This window comes from Pseudomonas sp. LjRoot277, from assembly GCF_964253845.1.
Taxonomy (GTDB): Bacteria; Pseudomonadota; Gammaproteobacteria; order Pseudomonadales; family Pseudomonadaceae; genus Aquipseudomonas.
Map to the genome: position 1 here is coordinate 2040887 of NZ_CAXURI020000001.1, position 16400 is coordinate 2057286.

Here is a 16400-nt window from a genome sequence, read left to right on the forward strand (position 1 = left end):
TCCCGGGGGGAGAGGGGACTGACCGAGGTGTTCTTGGAGCTACATCGACCTGAAATATTGAGTCGAACTCAGGTCTTCAAAAGCTTGAAGATCTGCTCCCTTTCCCCCTCTCCCCTATGTGGAGAGGGCTGGGGTGAGGGGTGGATTTCCCTGACACCCCACTACTTCTCCAATTTCGAGGATTTTGAAATGTCCACAATGATACGCCCGGCCCTGAGCCTGCTCGTCCTGATGACCCTGATCACCGGCGTCGCCTATCCACTGGTGGTCACCGGTGTCGCCCAAGTCGCATTCCCGGACCAGGCCAATGGCAGCCTCATACACGACGCCGATGGCAAGGTCCGCGGTTCCTCACTGATTGCCCAGGATTTCGTCGGCGACGCCTGGTTCCATCCACGGCCATCCGCCGGCGCATTTGCCACTGTGTCGAGCAGTGCCAGCAACCTTTCGCCGAGCAACCCGGCCCTGGCCACTCGGGTGATCGACGATGCCAACAAACTGCTGGTGCCGGGACAGGGGCCAGTGCCCTTGGCGATGGTTACCACCTCGGGCAGCGGTCTCGATCCACACTTGCCACCGGCCGCGATTGCCTATCAACTGGCGCGTGTTGCCGCGGCGCGCAATCTGCCGGTGGCGACCCTGCAACAATTGATGGATGCGCACATCGAGCAGCCACTCGTTGGCCCGCCGGTGGTGAATGTATTGGCGTTGAACATCGCGCTGGAAAACCTGTAGATCTGCGGTGGGGCCATTCGCGAGCAAGTCGAATCGTCGCACCGCCGCTCCCACATTGGAATGCGATCAAATGTGGGAGCGGGCTTGCTCGCGAAGACGGCCTCACAGACACCACATCAACATCTGAAAAAAGAGACCCCCGAACATGAGTGACTCCGGCCGCGCCGACGCGCTGTTAGCAGACCTGCCCCGCGACGGCCGTGGCCGGCTCAAGGTTTTTCTCGGCGCCGCACCCGGTGTCGGCAAGACCTACGCCATGCTGCAAGCGGCCCACACCCAATTGCGCCAGGGTGTGAAAGTCATTGCCGGCGTGGTCGAAACCCACGGTCGCGCCGAGACCGAAGCGCTGCTCGGCGGCTTGCCGCAGCAGCCGTTGGTGCGCTCGGAATACCGTGGCGTGATGCTCGAAGAAATGGACCTCGACGGCCTGCTCGCCGCCAAACCGAAACTGGTGCTGGTGGACGAACTGGCCCACAGCAACGCGCCCGGCAGTCGTCACACCAAACGCTGGCAAGACATTCAGGAACTGCTCGCTGCAGGCATCGACGTGTTCACCACGGTCAACGTCCAGCACCTGGAAAGTCTTAACGACAAAGTGCGTGGCATCACGGGTGTGCAGGTCCGCGAAACCCTGCCGGACTGGGTGCTGCAAGAAGCCTACGAACTGCTGCTGATCGACCTGCCGCCGCGCGAGCTGCTCGAGCGTCTGCGCGATGGCAAGGTCTACGTGCCGGAGCAGGCGAGGGCGGCGATCGACGCCTTTTTCACCCAGACCAACCTCACGGCGCTGCGGGAACTGGCGATGCAAACCGCCGCGGCTCAGGTCGATGATGATTTGGCCCAGGGCTATCGCCAACTCGGCCAAGCGGCGCCGGCGGTGCGCGGTCGCCTGTTGGTTGGCGTCGATGGCGATGCACAGGCTGAGCGGCTGGTGCGTCACGCCAGTCGCGTCGCCCAGCGTCGGCATTTGCCGTGGAGCCTGGTGCATGTGGACAACGGCAGTGTGCGCGACGAGCAGTCGCGCTTGCGTCTGCAAAGTGCTCAGCAATTGGCCGAACGCCTCGGCGGCGAAGTGGTGCTGCTGCGCGCCGGTGAGGTGGCGAAAACCCTGATTCAGCACGCCGCCGAACGCCGCGCGAGTCTGGTGTTGGTCGGTCAGTCCCGGCAGCGTTTGCGTCGGCGGTTGTTCGGCGGCGGTCTGGCGTCACGTTTGTTGCGCGATGCGCGCGGGCTGGAAATCAACGTCCTCGACAGCGATCACGAACAGTATCAGCCGCGTCAGCGTTCGGCGCAGGCACTGCTGTGGTTCGACTACGCGCTGGCGCTGGTGGCGACGGTGCTCGCCAGTGCGTTGGCCTGGGCGGTGGCAAGTGTCTTGCCGCTGCCCAATATCTCGCTGGTGTTCCTCGCCGCGGTGTTGCTGGTGGCGGTGCGCAGCAGCCTCGGCCCGGCGCTGGCCTGTGCGGCGCTGTCGTTTCTGACCTATGACTTTCTGTTCATCCCGCCGAATTTTTCCTTCCGCATCCAGCGCGAAGAAGACGTGCTGACCTTGCTGTTCTTCCTGCTGATGGCGGCGCTGACCGGTAACCTCGCGGCCCGACAACGGCGCCAATTGCAGGCGCTTCGCGACACTCAGGAAGAGACCACCGAACTGCTCGACCTGTCGCGCAAACTCACGGCCGCCACCGACCGCCAGGCGGTGGTCAGCGCAGCGGCCCAGCACCTCGATGGCTGGAGTGATCTGCAACTCTGCCTGCTCAATCGAGACGGGCAGGGCGGCTGGAAAGTCGAAACCGGTGGCCCGCTGGAATTTTCCGAAGCCGAGCGCGCTGCCGCCGATTGGGCCTGGCAACACGATCAACCGGCCGGCGCGGGCACCGGCACGCTGCCGTTCGGGCGTTGGTGGTGGTGGCCGTTGTCGGTGGAAGACGGGCCGCTGGCATTGCTCGGTGTGTGTGCCAAAGAGGGCCAGACCTTGAGCGGTCAGCGTCGGCGTTTGTTGACCGCGCTGAGCCAGCCGCTGGCCCAGGCGCTGGCCCGGGCGCAATTGGCCGAAGACCTGGAAGCCGCTCGGCTGCACGGCGAAACCGAGCAACTGCGCAGTGCCTTGCTGGCCTCGGTGTCCCATGATTTGCGCACACCGCTGACCTCCATGCGCGGTAGCATCGACAGCCTGTTGGCCCTCGGTGAGGCGATCCCGCTGGAGGATCGCCGCGAACTGCTTGAAGGCACTCGCGATGAAGCCGAGCGCCTCGATCGCTACATCCAGAACCTGCTGGACATGACCCGCCTCGGGCATGGCGCCCTGAAGCTGGCGCGGGACTGGGTATCGCCGGCCGATATCGTCGGCAGTTCGCTCAATCGTCTGCGGGCGGTGCTGGCGCCGTTGCAAGTGACCACCGAAGTGCCGCCGCAGTTGCCGCTGCTTTACGTCCACGCCGCGCTGATCGAACAGGCGCTGGTCAACGTGCTGGAAAACGCCGCGCGCTTTTCACCGTCTCATGGCCGTCTGCAACTGCGCGCCGGGGCCGATGACAGCGAGCTGTTTTTTTCGGTGAGTGATGAAGGACCGGGGATTCCGCAGGAAGAGCGGGCGAAGATTTTCGACATGTTCTACACCGCCGCGCGCGGTGATCGTGGCGGGCAAGGCACCGGGCTGGGCCTGGCGATCTGTCAGGGCATGGTCGGTGCTCACGGCGGGCGGATCAGCGTCGCCGATGGCATCGAAGGGCGCGGCACCTGCATCACCTTGCACCTGCCGTTGCAGGCTCAGCCGGCCTTTGAAAATTAAGAGCCGAAAGTGAAGCCTGATCCTGCTTGCGCTACTCTCCTGCCACTTCTTTGTGTTGATGTGAATTCATGAGCCAGACCGCGACCATTTTGGTCATCGATGACGAACCGCAGATCCGTAAATTTCTGCGCATCAGCCTCGTCTCCCAGGGCTACAAAGTGCTGGAGGCCGGCACCGGCAGCGAGGGCCTGGCCCAGGCTGCACTGAATAAACCGGACCTGCTGGTACTCGACCTCGGCCTGCCGGACATGGACGGCCAGCAAGTGCTGCGCGAGTTTCGCGAGTGGTCGACAGTGCCGGTGCTGGTGCTCTCGGTGCGCGCCAGTGAAGGGCAGAAAGTCGAAGCGCTCGACAACGGCGCCAACGACTACGTAACCAAGCCGTTTGGCATTCAGGAATTTCTTGCGCGGGTGCGTGCGTTGTTGCGTCAGGCTCCGGCGGGAGAAGCTCAACAAGCGGCGCTGACGTTCGGCCCGTTGACCGTCGATCTGGCGTATCGCCGGGTGTTGCTCGACGGCACCGAAGTCGCGCTGACCCGCAAGGAATACGCGGTACTGGCGCAACTGGCGCGGCATCCGGGGCGGGTCATCACCCAGCAGCAATTACTCAAGGATATTTGGGGGCCGACTCATACCGAGGACACTCACTACCTACGGATTGTGGTCGGGCACCTGCGCCAGAAACTGGCTGATGACCCGACTCAGCCGCGGTTTATCGTCACCGAGGCGGGAGTCGGGTATCGGTTGTTGAGTGAGGACAGTCTTTAGTTTTGTATTGAATGATCCGGCCCCATCGCGAGCAGGCTCGCGAAGGGGCCTTATCATTCACTCGAGAAGTTCAGGAATCCCGCTCATTCTCATACCGATCCAGCGTATCCCGCGCAATCTCCCGCCCTAGCGCGATCAGTTCCGGTGCCTTGTAAAACTCGAAAAACCGGCACACACGTTTCGGCACGTTGATCAAAATATCCGGCGGATAACCGGCGATCTTGTACTGCGCCAATGAGGTTTGCATCACCTCGAAACTCTGGTTGATCAGGTCCAGCAAAGATGCCGGCCCAACGTTGTCGATGATGAACGAGCCGGTGGCGGACTTCGGCGCGCCGGCGCGTTCGGGGGCGGCCGCCGGTTGCTGGGCTTCGGGTTCGGCGGATTCGATCCACGGGTTGATCTCGGCCGCTTCCGCCATCAACGCTTCCTTTTCCAGCAGCAACAATTGTTCCGCCTGTTTGCGGCGGAAGGGCAATTTTGAACCGAGCGAGTTGATCAGGCTGTCGAAACGGGTCTTGAATGCCGCCGGGCGCTGGATCACCGGCAGTTGATAGTGGCGCTGGTTGGTGGAGTTGAGGTTGACCGCGATGATCAGGTCGCAATGACTCGACACCACCGGCACGATTGGTAAAGGGTTGAGGATGCCGCCGTCCACCAGCATGCGGTTGCCCTGCATCACCGGGGTGAACAGGCTGGGAATCGCTGCCGAGGCGCGCATGGCCTGGTGCAGGCAGCCTTCCTGAAACCAGATTTCCTGCTGGTTGGTCAGGTCGGTGGCCACCGCCGTGTAGGGGATGCGCAAGTCTTCAATATTGATCTCGCCGACGATCTTGCGGATCTGCCCGAAAACCTTCTCCCCGCGAATCGCGCCCAGACGAAAACTGACGTCCACCAGGCGCAAGACATCGAGGTAATCGAGGCTTTCGATCCAGTTGCGATATTCGTCGAGTTTACCGGCAGCATAGATCCCGCCAACGACCGCGCCCATGGAACAACCGGCGATGCAGGCGATGTCGTAGCCACGCCGTTCGATCTCTTCAATGACCCCGATATGGGCGTAGCCCCGGGCCCCACCTGAGCCCAGCACCAGCGCGACACGCTTTTTCATGAATCGCCCTCGTCTGACAAGGTTCAACAATGCACCCATCGAGGGGCGCGCTTCAATCGCTAAGGTCGCTCCGCGAGGCGAGGGCGTCGTTTTTTCGATACTCTTTGGCGGCAGATGGGTATTCTCGCGAGCACTTGAGTTTCCGCGGCGGGACCAAGGCACTTTTCACGCGCCAGACCGTCTTAACTGCACGACTGTTTACCTATCTTTGAGGTGTGAATAATGAAAGCCTGGATCTGTGTGCCTTTGATTGCCCTGGCACTCGCCGGTTGCGCCGGCAAAACCGCTTACCGTGACAGCTGCGGCAACGGGATCGATGCCGCGTGGCGTGAACTGGATCTGGCCAAGGCCGAAGGTTTTGCCGGAACTGTCAGCTATTCCAAGGCCCTGTCGTTGCTGACCGGCGCCAAGACCCAGCAGCAATTCGAAGCGTTCGAAGGCTGCGCCAAGAAGGCCGAGAAGGCGCGTTTTTATATTCGTGAATCGCGCGCGGGGCGCTGAAAGCAGCTCTAAGCTCTAAGCTGCAAGCAATAAATCGGTCGCCCCGGATTTCGGCTGGCGGCTTGCAGCTGTTTACGGAGTAAAACCCCATGATTAACCGGTTGGTGGCTCATGTACTGGGCCTGGAAGTCCGTTTGCTGGCCTGTCAGGCACGCTTGAGTGCGCGCACCGACCCTGAAGCGCTGCACGATCTGCGCACCACGGTTCGCCGTTTGCGCAGTCTGCTGCGGCCATTGCGCGGCTTGCCCGGAGTCGAACAGCTGGAAGCGGCGGCGTCCCGGGTCGGCGACCTGACCACGCCGTTGCGCGATCGCGAGGTGCTGGCGGCGTACCTGCTTGAGCATGATCAACCCGAGGCGGCCCATCGGCGCATGGCACAGATGTCCGAGGCTTACCCGGCGGTCGCGACGAGTCCTGAAGTGGCGCAGTTGCTGATGATCCTCGACGCCTTTCCGCGTTTTCTGCGGGCCTCCCAGCGTCAGGGCTTGCTCAAGGGCTTATGCCCGCGCATCGAAAAACGTTTGGCCAAACAATGGAAGAAACTCGATCAGGCCCTGCACGATCCGGCGCATGATCGCCACCGTTTGCGCCTGCTGATCAAGCGCGTGCGCTATGGCATCGAAGCCTATCCCGAACTGGATCGACTGCCGAAAGCCGCGATGCCGCGCTTGAAGTCCGCGCAAGGTGCCTTGGGCGATTGGCACGACTGCTTGCAATGGCTGGCCATAGCTGAGAAGGGAACCGATTTGCAGCCCTGCGTCGCGGCCTGGAAAACTGCCATGGCCAAAGCCGAAGGCCGCGCCGACCGGGTCCTCGACAAATTCAGCGCTGCCTGTTTCAAATCCTGATACCACCACCGATCAAATGTGGGAGCGGGCTTGCTCGCGAAGGGGGCCTAACATTCAACGTAAATGTTGATTGTCAGACCGCTTTCGCGAGCAAGCCCGCTCCCACATTTGATCGGTGTTGAACATTGAATGAGTGTTCGTATCGAGTGCGGCTCATCTGTCAGTGCTTTTGGCCGGTATAAGCGCTGTGTCGCCCCCGCAGGCTGGTTAAGATCCCTTCATCCTTTTCCCGCACCGAGGTTTCCATGCGCTTTTCCGATCTGCTCGACGCTGTCCGCCGCCAGCCGCTGGAGCTGTCTATTCCGGCCAAATGGGCTCAGGGGCGTGCCAGTTTCGGTGGCCTGGTGGCCGCCTTGCAGTACGAAGCCATGCGCGCGAAGGTCCCGGCGGATCGTCCGGTGCGCTCGTTGGCGATCACCTTTGTCGGCCCGGTCGAGCCTGAAGTGCCGGTCAGTTTTGAAGTCGATGTGTTGCGCGAAGGGAAGGCTGTCAGCCAGGTGCTGGGTCGGGCGATGCAGAAGGGCCAGGTGGTGACGTTGGTCCAGGGCAGCTTCGGCGCCTCGCGACCGTCGGAAGTGGCGGTGATCGCCGAACCGGCGCCCGAGATGAAGCACTGGGACGATTGTCAGGAACTGCCGTTCATCAAAGGCGTACTCCCGGAGTTCATGCAGCATCTGGCGATGCGCTGGAGTGTTGGCGGTCTGCCGTTCACGGGCAACAAATCCCGCGAGATGGGCGGCTGGGTGCGCTTGCGTGGGGACGTGAAGGAAGAAGCGGTCAGCGAAGCGCATATTTTGGCGCTGGTCGACGCCTGGCCACCGGCCCTGATGCCGCACCTGAATAAACCGGCGATGGGCAGCACGCTGACCTGGACCGTTGAATTCGTCCAGCCGTTGCTTGAACTGAGCACGCTGGACTGGTGCAAATACCTGGTTGAGACCGAACATGCCGCTGACGGCTACGGTCATGCCGCCGCGAAATTGTGGAACGCAGACGGTCAGTTGATTGCCATGAGCCGGCAGACGGTGACGATTTTCGCCTGATCAGTGACGACGGTGGCGCTCACGCCAGGCGCGCCACCAGCCGCCGCTCAGGAAGAACCGAGGGAAGGTCAGAAACTGCTCGACCAGCAAGCGCGACACGGCATCTTTGCGATCGCTGAACGGCTCGGAGGCTTGCACCTCCAGGCTGTGACCGTGGCGTTGCAGGCCGAGTGCGGCGAACAGGCCGATGACGCCAATCGCGACATTCGCGAAACTCAGACTGAACACTCCCGAGACAATCAGCAGAAACGCCACGATGAACAGCGGCACGGCAATCAGGTGCAGCACCAGATTGGTCGGGTGCTGGTGATTGTTCGGGTACGCTCGCCATTGCCAGGCGGGAAGGTTGGGATGACGTTTGCCCATGATGGTAATCCTTGGTTCGTTGAGGCTCTTGAACAAAGAATAGGCCGGGGCAAACCAGTCGGCGAATCAAGGCTGGCTATCGGAGTGATAGGTGTCATGTTTGGAATTGATGTTGATTGAGCTGACGCCATCGCGAGCAGGCTCGCGATGGGGGCCTTACAGTTTGAGCTGACCGATAGCCTTGCTCAATTCTCCCGCCAACGCCGCCAGTTCATGGCTGGTGGTCGCTGAATCCACGGTCTGCTGCACAGTGTTCTCGGTCACATCCCGAATGCTCACCACCGCCCGATTCATCTCTTCCGCCACGTGGCTCTGCTGCTCGGCCGCCACCGCGATCTGCGTGTTGCTTTCACGCATCTGTGCCACGGCGCTGGTGATTTCCGCCAAGGCTGCGCCGGCCTCCTGAGCCTGCTGCACGCAATCGTCGGCCTTGAACGAACTTTCCTGCATGAAATCCACCGCGTCCCGAGTCCCGGCCTGCAACGCCGAAACCATGATCGTGATCTCGTCAGTGGAGATCTGGACACGCTTGGCCAGGTTGCGCACTTCATCGGCGACCACCGCAAAACCGCGCCCCATTTCACCGGCTCGGGCCGCTTCAATCGCTGCGTTCAGCGCCAGCAGATTGGTCTGCTCGGCGATGCTATGAATCACACTGACCACGCCATTGATCTTCTGACTGTCCTCAGCCAGACGCTGAATCATCTCGGCAGTCTGCTGCACCCCGCTGGACAGGCCGGCAATCGACTTCTGCACCCGACTGACCACTTCCTGCCCGCTGCCGGCCAGGGTGTCGGCGGTTTGCGAGAGATCGCGGGTGGCGCCGGCGTGCTGGGCAATGTGATAAACCGTGGCGGTCATTTCGTTGATCGCCGTGGCGGCCTGATCGGTTTCGCTTTGCTGGCCGAGCATGCCGTGACGCACCTCGTTCATGCTCGACGCCAGCCGCGCCGCGCCGACATCCAGTTGCCGGGCGGTGCTGGCGACGGTGTTGACCACCCGCTGGTAACCGGCCTGCATGGCGTTGAAGGCATTGGCCATCTGCCCGACTTCGTCAGTGCAGGCCAGCGGCACACGGGCCGACAGGTCACCGGTTTTCTCGACGTGGAGCATCACGTCCTTCAGCGTATTGAGCTGGCTGAGCAGGAAGCGGATCAACAACTGCGAAGCGCCGAGCATCGCCAGCATCAGGATCGCCACCGCCACGGCATAGTTGGGGAAGCGCTCGCGAAAGACCTGGGCCAGGCTCGGGCCATGGGCAATTACCGCGACCTGATTGCCATCCGTGCGCGTAAACACTTCAGCGCCCATCAACGGGTTGTTGCCGAACAGCGGCGTGGCATTGATTCCGACCCAGCCGTTGGTATCGGCCAGTTCCAGTACCGGCTGCCCGTTCAGCAACGGTGCTTGCCCGCGACTGAACGTCAGCACGTTTTCGGCTTTGGGGAGCGGTTGCCCGGCGGGCCAGGCGTTGAGCAGTCGCGCCTGGGCTTGTGCCGATGCCTGATAAGCATGGCTGCGGGCCTGTTGTTCGAGTTGTACGGCGTACAACACCAGCAGCAAAGTGGTGACGAAGGCGACGGCGTTGACCGCCCAGAATTTATATTTCAGCGAGATATTGCTAAGCCAGGCACCCATGGAGGTCTTCTCTGATAGCGGAAACAGTTTCGGCAAGGTGCCAGTATTGTGCCGCTACTCAGGGGGCTGGATCTTGATGTGGGTCAACAATCCCGGCCATGCTCGCGCACAGGAATTGCGGGGCGTAATGCGCTATCCTTCGCGCCTTCAAAATTCCCTCGCTACAGGATTCCGCCCCATGAAAGCCGCACTCGTCGAACTCATCAGCAAAATCAGCTCCGGGTGCATGAGCGATGACGAAATCCTGAAAGTCGCTGACGAAGCGGCCCAGGCCTACGCCGATCCCGAGGCTTTTCTGACAGCGAATCCGGATATCAACTACGACGAAACGTTTCCGATTCCGCTGGGCGAGTGGATGGTGGTTGGCAGTTTGCCGGAGACCGTGCTGTTCCAGGCCGACACCTACATGGACCTGTTCGCCCAGATCGTTTCCTCGTTCGGGCCCGGCGTTGATTTCAATATCAAACCCAAGCAACTGGCCAAGACTGAAGCCTTGACAGCGCTCAATCGCATTCAGGTGCAGATGGGCAGCATGAACAAGGAAAACGGCGGTTACACGCTGATGAACTTCAGTCAGTTGCTCGACGACGAACTGCAAGTGGTGCTGGTCTACGGCAACGACGTGCCGCGCGTGCTCGAGTTGTGCGCCAAAGTCGGCATCGCTGCCGCACCTTCGCTGGAAGCCCTCAGAATTGCCGTCCACGTTTAAAAAGCGGAACCCTCGCAAGGCCCGGCTATCCTAAGAGTGCACACCACTCTTAGGGAGCAACACCATGGGTTCCACGTTCAACGGTCTGATTGGCCTGATTATTCTTGCCCTGGATATCTGGGCAATCATCAACGTGCTCAAAAGTGGTGCCGACACAGGGATGAAAATCATCTGGGTGCTGCTGATCCTGCTGCTGCCGGTGCTGGGCCTGATCATCTGGGCCATTGCCGGGCCAAGGGGCAACGTAAGGATTTGACAGACCGCTGGACGGTTCGATCTGTCATGTTCCGCAACGTAGAATTCTCGCCTTTCCCGGGGCAATCGAGCTGATCGATTGGCCATCATGGGCGGGGAACCGTCCGTTGCCACCCGCATTCATCGGAGCACTTCCCATGAGCAACACCCCGACCAGCGAGTACCTGGAAACCCTCTACGAAGGCTACGGCCAGCGTTTTCGCATGGAAAAACTGTTGCACGAAGTGCGCACCGAACACCAACACCTGGTGATTTTCGAAAACCCGCGCATGGGCCGCGTCATGGCGCTGGACGGCGTGATCCAGACCACCGAAGCCGACGAATTCATCTATCACGAGATGTTGACCCACGTGCCGATCCTGGCGCATGGCACCGCCAAGCGCGTGCTGATCATCGGTGGTGGCGACGGCGGCATGCTGCGTGAAGTGGCCAAGCACCGAAGCATCGAGCACATCACCATGGTCGAGATCGACGGCACCGTGGTCGACATGTGCAAGGAATTTCTGCCAAACCACTCCAAGGGGGCGTTCGCTGATCCACGCCTGAACCTGGTGATCGACGACGGCATGCGTTTCGTCGCCACCACCACCGAAAAATTCGACGTGATCATTTCCGATTCCACCGACCCGATCGGCCCGGGCGAAGTGCTGTTCTCGGAAAACTTCTACCAGGCCTGCCGTCGTTGCCTGAACGAAGGCGGCATCCTGGTGACCCAGAACGGCACGCCGTTCATGCAAATCGAAGAAGTCAAAACCACCGCCGGGCGCCTGCGCAGCCTGTTCCCGGACTGGCACTTCTATCAGGCGGCCGTGCCGACCTACATCGGCGGCGCCATGACCTTCGCCTGGGGCGCGACCAATACCGCCTATCGCAAATTGTCCCGCGAAACCCTGCAGCAGCGCTTCGCCGGCAGCGGCATCATCACCCGCTACTACAACCCGGAAATCCACATCGGTGCGTTCGCCTTGCCGCAATATGTCCTGCAGGCTGTGAACAAGCCTAGCAACGACTGATATCGGGCAAGCCAGAAAGGGCCCTCTCAGGTTGTGTGAAAACACACCGGAGACGGCCCTTTTTTCATGCTTCACTTAAAGATGTAGAAGGTCCGGTTGAACGATTGGCCGGGGACGAATGTCGAGATACATGTAAGCCCATCCATGGGTTTTATCGAGGAGGCACCTGATGCAAAAGTGGAAAGTCACTTTCGTTGATGATCACGGTGAACAAGTTGACGAGGTGTTCGAGAGCGATGAATGCCCGAACAACGAGCAAGCTGCGAAGCTCATTCGCGCCCGGTGTCTGCCTGTGGCTGCCGAACTGGACCTCAACGATCTGGAAGGGCGCGCCGATGATCCGACTGTCAAAAGTCTGAAAACCCAGAACAGCATTGAAATCCTCAGCATCACGCCAATCTGAACATCTCCTGTCACATTCCTAACCAGGCCTTGGCAGCGGCTCAATCTTGAGGCTACTCTGCAATCGAGATCAGCGAACGGATCGCTAAGGTCTGGTCTTGTCAGCTACATGCTTGCTTCCCACCGGCAACGTTGTTGCCGCATCGCTCGCCCCTTTCGGTTGCGAGTGCCGGGAATACGGAAAGTCTATCCATCAGTCTGAGGGGGACGTTTCATGAGCACAGCCTATCAAGAAGACATCAGCACCAGCGTCTTGCGCCGCATGAAAGAAGGCGGTTTTGACTTTTCACGATTCCATCCCATCGAGTTCTACGCCATTTTCCCGGACGAGGAGCGGGCACGCAGGGCGGCAGGGCATTACTGTGGTGAATCCTTGAATGCGCAAATCAGCGTGCGCGATGACGGCGCGTGGTACCTGGAACTGAGCAAAGTGATGTACGCCACTTATGACGGCATCGGCGATTTTGAGCAGGATTTCGAGGCGGTGGTCGAGCCTTTGGGCGGCATCATCGAAGGATGGGGCGTCAAGCAGGAGGTACGAGGGCGACTCGCATAACTTATGAACAGTGACAACACTCAGCAACGGCTGACCTCAGGGTTGGCCGTTTTCGTTTGTGGGGTTTGGAAAGATCTTGATCGTGTTTTTGATTCATAACGTTTCAAAAACGCAAAAAAAAACCGCCTAAACAGGCGGCTAAAGGGAAGTTCGTCAAGATTTTCAGCGAATGCGCGGATTATCCGCATCGACTCCCGGGCAGTGAAATCAACTCTGGCTATGCTGGTGATAGGCGACAACATTGCTTCGCAATGAAGCGGGGGCGATCGGGTGGGGGCATTTACCGCACAGGATTGGTGCGGTGCGTGCAGTGCGATTATCCAACTGATTGATATCAAAGCGTTTATGCCGATGGCACGGGCTTTGCGAAGCCCAGATGTCCGGGTGACAAGGAGTACGGCATGATCCGCACCTATTTTGATGAGATGTACGATGCCGGCGGCCAGGTCCGCCCGCATTATCGGGAGTTTGCCCGTTGGCTGGCCGAAACGCCTGACGAGCTTTTGGCACAACGGCGACGCGAGGCCGATCTGTTATTTCATCGCGCCGGGATTACATTCACGCTCTATGGTGATGAGCAAGGGACAGAGCGCCTGATTCCCTTCGACACCATCCCCCGCAGCATCCCCGCCAGTGAATGGCGAGTTGTCGAGCGCGGCTGCATTCAGCGGGTCAAGGCGTTGAACATGTTCCTCGCCGACCTCTATCACGAGCAACGCATCATCAAGGCCGGCATCATCCCGGCCGAGCAAGTGCTGGCCAACGAGCAATACCAGTTGGCGATGCAAGGGCTGGATTTGCACCGCGATATCTATTCCCACATCTCCGGGGTCGATCTGGTACGCGATGGCGACGGTACGTACTACGTGCTTGAAGACAACCTTCGTACACCGAGCGGCGTCAGCTACATGCTGGAAGACCGCAAGATGATGATGCGGTTGTTCCCCGAGCTGTTCGCGGCCCAGCGCATTGCCCCTATCGACCACTATCCGAACCTGTTGCTCGACACCCTGAAAAGCTCCAGCCCGATTGATAACCCGAGCGTGGTGGTACTGACGCCGGGTCGTTTCAACAGCGCGTTCTTTGAACATGCGTTTCTGGCGCGGGAAATGGGCGTTGAACTGGTGGAAGGCGCGGACCTGTTCGTGCGGGATGACAAGGTGTTCATGCGCACCACGGACGGACCGAAAGCCGTCGACGTGATCTACCGTCGCCTCGACGACGCATTCCTCGATCCGCTGGCGTTCAACCCGGACTCGATGCTTGGCGTGCCAGGGCTGCTGTCGTCGTACCGCTCCGGCAACGTGGTGCTGGCAAATGCCATCGGCACTGGGGTCGCGGACGACAAGTCGGTGTATCCATTCGTCACGGACATGATCCGTTTCTATCTGGATGAAGAGCCGATTCTGAAGAATGTGCCGACGTGGCAGTGTCGTAATCCCTCTGAACTGTCCCACGTACTGGCCAATCTTCCGGAACTGGTGGTCAAGGAAACCCAGGGCTCCGGCGGTTACGGAATGCTGGTGGGGCCGGCGGCGACGGCGGCGGAAATCGAGTCTTTCCGCGCGCGGATCAAAGCCAAGCCCCACGCGTACATCGCGCAACCGACGTTGTCCCTGTCGACCTGTCCGACCTTTGTCGAAAACGGCATTGCTCCACGCCACATCGACCTGCGTCCGTTTGTATTGTCTGGCCGCGAAACCCGGGTTGTGCCCGGCGGTTTGACCCGTGTTGCCCTGCGCGAAGGCTCTCTGGTGGTGAATTCATCCCAGGGCGGTGGAACCAAGGACACCTGGGTGGTCGAGGATTGAAGGAAGCCTGCCATGTTAAGTAGAACTGCCTCGGATTTGTATTGGATGTCGCGTTACCTGGAGCGGGCGGAAAACCTCGCACGGATGCTCGACATCAGTTATTCGCTGTCGCTGATGCCACAGGATGGCCGTGGTGACGGCCTGCATGAACTCGCCATGCCGTTGTTGATCACCGGCACCCTGGACGATTACCTGGAGCGCCACGGCGAATTGCACGCCGAACGGCTGCTGCATTTCTTCGCCCTGGACGCGGCCAATCCGGCGAGCATCTACAGCTGCCTCGGCGCCGCGCGGGCCAGTGCCCATGCGGTACGTGGGCGAATCACCGCCGACATGTGGGAAAACATCAATGCCACCTGGCTGGAAATCCGCGGGATTGCCGATCAGGGCTTGAGTCGATACGGCATGAGCCGTTTCTGCGAGTGGATCAAGGAACGTTCCCACCTGTTCCGCGGCGCGTCCTACGGCACGATCATGCGTAACGACGCGTTCCGCTTTATTCGTCTGGGGACGTTTATCGAAAGGGCCGACAACACGTTGCGCCTGCTCGACGCCCGCTACGAAATGGCTGGTGATCAGGCCGAAGCGGTCAGCGATGGCACCGCTCACGCCTATTACCAGTGGAGTGCTTTGCTGCGGGCGTTGTCCTCGTTCGAGGCCTACACCGAGATCTACCGCGACGCACCCGGCGCCCGGCATGTGGCTGAGTTGCTGTTGTTGCGCGCAGACGTTCCGCGTTCGCTGCGGGCCTGCACCGAAGAAATCGACCAGATCCTTGCCCAGCTGCCGGGGGCCAACGGCCGTCCCGCGCAACGTCTGGCAGCGGAAATTGACGCGCGCCTGCGTTACACCGGCATCACCGAAATTCTCGACGAAGGCCTGCACGCCTGGCTGACCGAGTTCATCCCGCTGGTGCGCCAGTTGGGTAACGCCATACACAGTTCCTACCTGGAGGCTGCATGAGACTTTCCATTAGCCACGAGACCACCTATCACTATGAAGATCAGGTGCGGGCGAGCATCCAGTACCTGCGACTGACACCCCACGACAGCGAGCGCCAGCACGTGCTCAGCTGGCAGCTCGACTTGCCGCGCCCGGTGCGTGCGCAACTCGATCCGTTCGGCAACATCCTGCACGTGCTGACCATGGACGAGCCCCACGAGGCGATCATCATCGGCGCCCGGGGCCAGGTGGACATCGACGAATTGCGCGAGGCGGAGCATGAAAGCCAGTCGGCGCTGCCGTTCTTGCGTTTTACGCGCCTGACCGAAGCCGACGAAGCCCTGCGTGCGTTCGCCGAGAAGGAGTGCAAGCAACGCCGGGATCGCACGGCGCTGATCGACTTGATGCATGGCCTGAACCAGCACATGACCTACACGCCGGGCTCCACCGAAGTGGACACCAGCGCCGCCCAGGCCTTCGCCGGGCGTTCGGGCGTCTGCCAGGACCACACCCACGCGTTTCTCGCCTGCGCCCGTAGCCTGGGCATTCCGTCGCGTTATGTGTCGGGTTATTTGTACAGCGAGAACAGCGAACACCTGGCCAGTCACGCCTGGGCGGAAGCCTGGCTCGATGACGCCTGGTACAGCTTTGACGTGACCAATGAATTGGCGCGGCCTGAGCGTCATCTGAAACTGGCGGTGGGCCTGGATTACCTGGATGCCTGCCCGGTGCGCGGCATGCGACGTGGCGGTGGTTGCGAGCAGATGCATGCGAAGGTGTTTGTGTCACCGACACCGGTGCCAGTTATCTCCGTACAACAACAGTAGGATCGGGGATACCGCTTCGCGAGCAAGCCCGCTCCCACATTTAATCCTTGTCGGGCACAAATCCCGTGTTCGCAGAAGATCCAAT

At 60.6% G+C, this 16400-nt stretch carries 17 protein-coding genes; 14 read left to right on the plus strand and 3 right to left on the minus strand.

The genetic code is table 11. From position 1 onward, the window contains the following. Positions 1 to 189: 189 nt before the first annotated feature. From kdpC to ACSQ87_RS09680, 3 genes are all read left to right on the plus strand, one after another. The gene (kdpC, locus tag ACSQ87_RS09670) at positions 190 to 735 is read left to right on the plus strand and encodes a potassium-transporting ATPase subunit KdpC (RefSeq protein WP_223430720.1); all 546 of its coding nucleotides are present in this window, start codon (positions 190 to 192) and stop codon (positions 733 to 735) included. Between the two features lie 145 nt (positions 736 to 880). Next, positions 881 to 3526 carry a sensor histidine kinase gene (locus tag ACSQ87_RS09675; RefSeq protein WP_223430719.1) on the plus strand — a complete coding sequence of 882 codons (2646 nt, stop codon included), beginning with the start codon at positions 881 to 883 and terminating at the stop codon, positions 3524 to 3526. Positions 3527 to 3594: 68 nt separating this feature from the next. Beyond that, positions 3595 to 4293 carry a response regulator gene (locus ACSQ87_RS09680; RefSeq protein WP_223430718.1) on the plus strand — a complete coding sequence of 233 codons (699 nt, stop codon included), beginning with the start codon at positions 3595 to 3597 and terminating at the stop codon, positions 4291 to 4293. A gap of 70 nt (positions 4294 to 4363) precedes the next feature. On the opposite strand, the gene ACSQ87_RS09685 is transcribed toward ACSQ87_RS09680, so the two are convergent. Next, entirely contained in the window at positions 4364 to 5404 is a 1041-nt protein-coding gene (locus ACSQ87_RS09685) for a patatin-like phospholipase family protein (protein WP_046047943.1), read from the minus strand. A 222-nt stretch (positions 5405 to 5626) separates the two neighbouring features. On the opposite strand from ACSQ87_RS09685, the gene ACSQ87_RS09690 reads away from it, so the two are divergent. The 3 genes from ACSQ87_RS09690 (at position 5627) to ACSQ87_RS09700 (ending at position 7796) form a co-directional block, all read left to right on the plus strand. Then, positions 5627 to 5905 (plus strand): hypothetical protein, encoded by a 279-nt coding sequence (locus ACSQ87_RS09690; RefSeq protein ID WP_095130267.1) that lies wholly within the window; start codon positions 5627 to 5629, stop codon positions 5903 to 5905. Positions 5906 to 5994: 89 nt separating this feature from the next. Continuing rightward, positions 5995 to 6753: a CHAD domain-containing protein gene (locus tag ACSQ87_RS09695; protein WP_436273587.1), complete on the plus strand. Its 759-nt coding sequence runs from the start codon at positions 5995 to 5997 to the stop codon at positions 6751 to 6753. 245 nt (positions 6754 to 6998) lie between these two features. Beyond that, positions 6999 to 7796, plus strand: coding sequence for an acyl-CoA thioesterase (locus ACSQ87_RS09700; protein ID WP_223430716.1), 798 nt, complete (start codon positions 6999 to 7001; stop codon positions 7794 to 7796). On the opposite strand, the gene ACSQ87_RS09705 is transcribed toward ACSQ87_RS09700, so the two are convergent. Continuing rightward, entirely contained in the window at positions 7797 to 8162 is a 366-nt protein-coding gene (locus tag ACSQ87_RS09705; protein WP_223430715.1) for a terminase, read from the minus strand. A gap of 156 nt (positions 8163 to 8318) precedes the next feature. Continuing rightward, positions 8319 to 9800 carry a methyl-accepting chemotaxis protein gene (locus tag ACSQ87_RS09710; RefSeq protein WP_223430713.1) on the minus strand — a complete coding sequence of 494 codons (1482 nt, stop codon included), beginning with the start codon at positions 9798 to 9800 and terminating at the stop codon, positions 8319 to 8321. Positions 9801 to 9978: 178 nt separating this feature from the next. Between ACSQ87_RS09710 and ACSQ87_RS09715 the strand changes: the two genes are divergently transcribed. From ACSQ87_RS09715 to ACSQ87_RS09750, 8 genes are all read left to right on the plus strand, one after another. Continuing rightward, positions 9979 to 10509 (plus strand): hypothetical protein, encoded by a 531-nt coding sequence (locus ACSQ87_RS09715; protein WP_223430712.1) that lies wholly within the window; start codon positions 9979 to 9981, stop codon positions 10507 to 10509. A 64-nt stretch (positions 10510 to 10573) separates the two neighbouring features. Continuing rightward, positions 10574 to 10765 (plus strand): PLDc N-terminal domain-containing protein, encoded by a 192-nt coding sequence (locus tag ACSQ87_RS09720; RefSeq protein ID WP_008148797.1) that lies wholly within the window; start codon positions 10574 to 10576, stop codon positions 10763 to 10765. A 136-nt stretch (positions 10766 to 10901) separates the two neighbouring features. Then, positions 10902 to 11777 carry a polyamine aminopropyltransferase gene (speE, locus tag ACSQ87_RS09725; RefSeq protein WP_056744151.1) on the plus strand — a complete coding sequence of 292 codons (876 nt, stop codon included), beginning with the start codon at positions 10902 to 10904 and terminating at the stop codon, positions 11775 to 11777. A gap of 169 nt (positions 11778 to 11946) precedes the next feature. Next, entirely contained in the window at positions 11947 to 12180 is a 234-nt protein-coding gene (locus tag ACSQ87_RS09730) for a hypothetical protein (RefSeq protein WP_008148802.1), read from the plus strand. A 213-nt stretch (positions 12181 to 12393) separates the two neighbouring features. Further along, positions 12394 to 12735, plus strand: a complete 342-nt coding sequence (locus tag ACSQ87_RS09735) for a ribonuclease E inhibitor RraB (RefSeq protein WP_008148805.1) — start codon at positions 12394 to 12396, stop codon at positions 12733 to 12735. 401 nt (positions 12736 to 13136) lie between these two features. Beyond that, the gene (locus ACSQ87_RS09740) at positions 13137 to 14546 is read left to right on the plus strand and encodes a circularly permuted type 2 ATP-grasp protein (protein WP_074874854.1); all 1410 of its coding nucleotides are present in this window, start codon (positions 13137 to 13139) and stop codon (positions 14544 to 14546) included. Between the two features lie 12 nt (positions 14547 to 14558). Continuing rightward, complete coding sequence (locus ACSQ87_RS09745; protein ID WP_111450675.1) at positions 14559 to 15509, plus strand: alpha-E domain-containing protein; 951 nt, start codon at positions 14559 to 14561, stop codon at positions 15507 to 15509. Beyond that, on the plus strand, positions 15506 to 16315 hold the full coding sequence (locus tag ACSQ87_RS09750) for a transglutaminase family protein (RefSeq protein ID WP_223430710.1): 810 nt from the start codon (positions 15506 to 15508) through the stop codon (positions 16313 to 16315). Before ACSQ87_RS09745 ends, ACSQ87_RS09750 begins: the two co-directional genes overlap by 4 nt. Positions 16316 to 16400: the final 85 nt, after the last annotated feature.

Coding starts and splice junctions, on each gene's coding strand:
- ACSQ87_RS09710 (WP_223430713.1), bottom strand. CDS start 9,800: ATGGGTGCCTGGCTTAGCAATATCTCGCTGAAATATAAATTCTGGGCG.
- speE (WP_056744151.1), top strand. CDS start 10,902: ATGAGCAACACCCCGACCAGCGAGTACCTGGAAACCCTCTACGAAGGC.
- ACSQ87_RS09720 (WP_008148797.1), top strand. CDS start 10,574: ATGGGTTCCACGTTCAACGGTCTGATTGGCCTGATTATTCTTGCCCTG.
- ACSQ87_RS09680 (WP_223430718.1), top strand. CDS start 3,595: ATGAGCCAGACCGCGACCATTTTGGTCATCGATGACGAACCGCAGATC.
- kdpC (WP_223430720.1), top strand. CDS start 190: ATGTCCACAATGATACGCCCGGCCCTGAGCCTGCTCGTCCTGATGACC.
- ACSQ87_RS09735 (WP_008148805.1), top strand. CDS start 12,394: ATGAGCACAGCCTATCAAGAAGACATCAGCACCAGCGTCTTGCGCCGC.
- ACSQ87_RS09685 (WP_046047943.1), bottom strand. CDS start 5,404: ATGAAAAAGCGTGTCGCGCTGGTGCTGGGCTCAGGTGGGGCCCGGGGC.
- ACSQ87_RS09730 (WP_008148802.1), top strand. CDS start 11,947: ATGCAAAAGTGGAAAGTCACTTTCGTTGATGATCACGGTGAACAAGTT.
- ACSQ87_RS09695 (WP_436273587.1), top strand. CDS start 5,995: ATGATTAACCGGTTGGTGGCTCATGTACTGGGCCTGGAAGTCCGTTTG.
- ACSQ87_RS09715 (WP_223430712.1), top strand. CDS start 9,979: ATGAAAGCCGCACTCGTCGAACTCATCAGCAAAATCAGCTCCGGGTGC.
- ACSQ87_RS09740 (WP_074874854.1), top strand. CDS start 13,137: ATGATCCGCACCTATTTTGATGAGATGTACGATGCCGGCGGCCAGGTC.
- ACSQ87_RS09700 (WP_223430716.1), top strand. CDS start 6,999: ATGCGCTTTTCCGATCTGCTCGACGCTGTCCGCCGCCAGCCGCTGGAG.
- ACSQ87_RS09675 (WP_223430719.1), top strand. CDS start 881: ATGAGTGACTCCGGCCGCGCCGACGCGCTGTTAGCAGACCTGCCCCGC.
- ACSQ87_RS09690 (WP_095130267.1), top strand. CDS start 5,627: ATGAAAGCCTGGATCTGTGTGCCTTTGATTGCCCTGGCACTCGCCGGT.
- ACSQ87_RS09750 (WP_223430710.1), top strand. CDS start 15,506: ATGAGACTTTCCATTAGCCACGAGACCACCTATCACTATGAAGATCAG.
- ACSQ87_RS09705 (WP_223430715.1), bottom strand. CDS start 8,162: ATGGGCAAACGTCATCCCAACCTTCCCGCCTGGCAATGGCGAGCGTAC.
- ACSQ87_RS09745 (WP_111450675.1), top strand. CDS start 14,559: ATGTTAAGTAGAACTGCCTCGGATTTGTATTGGATGTCGCGTTACCTG.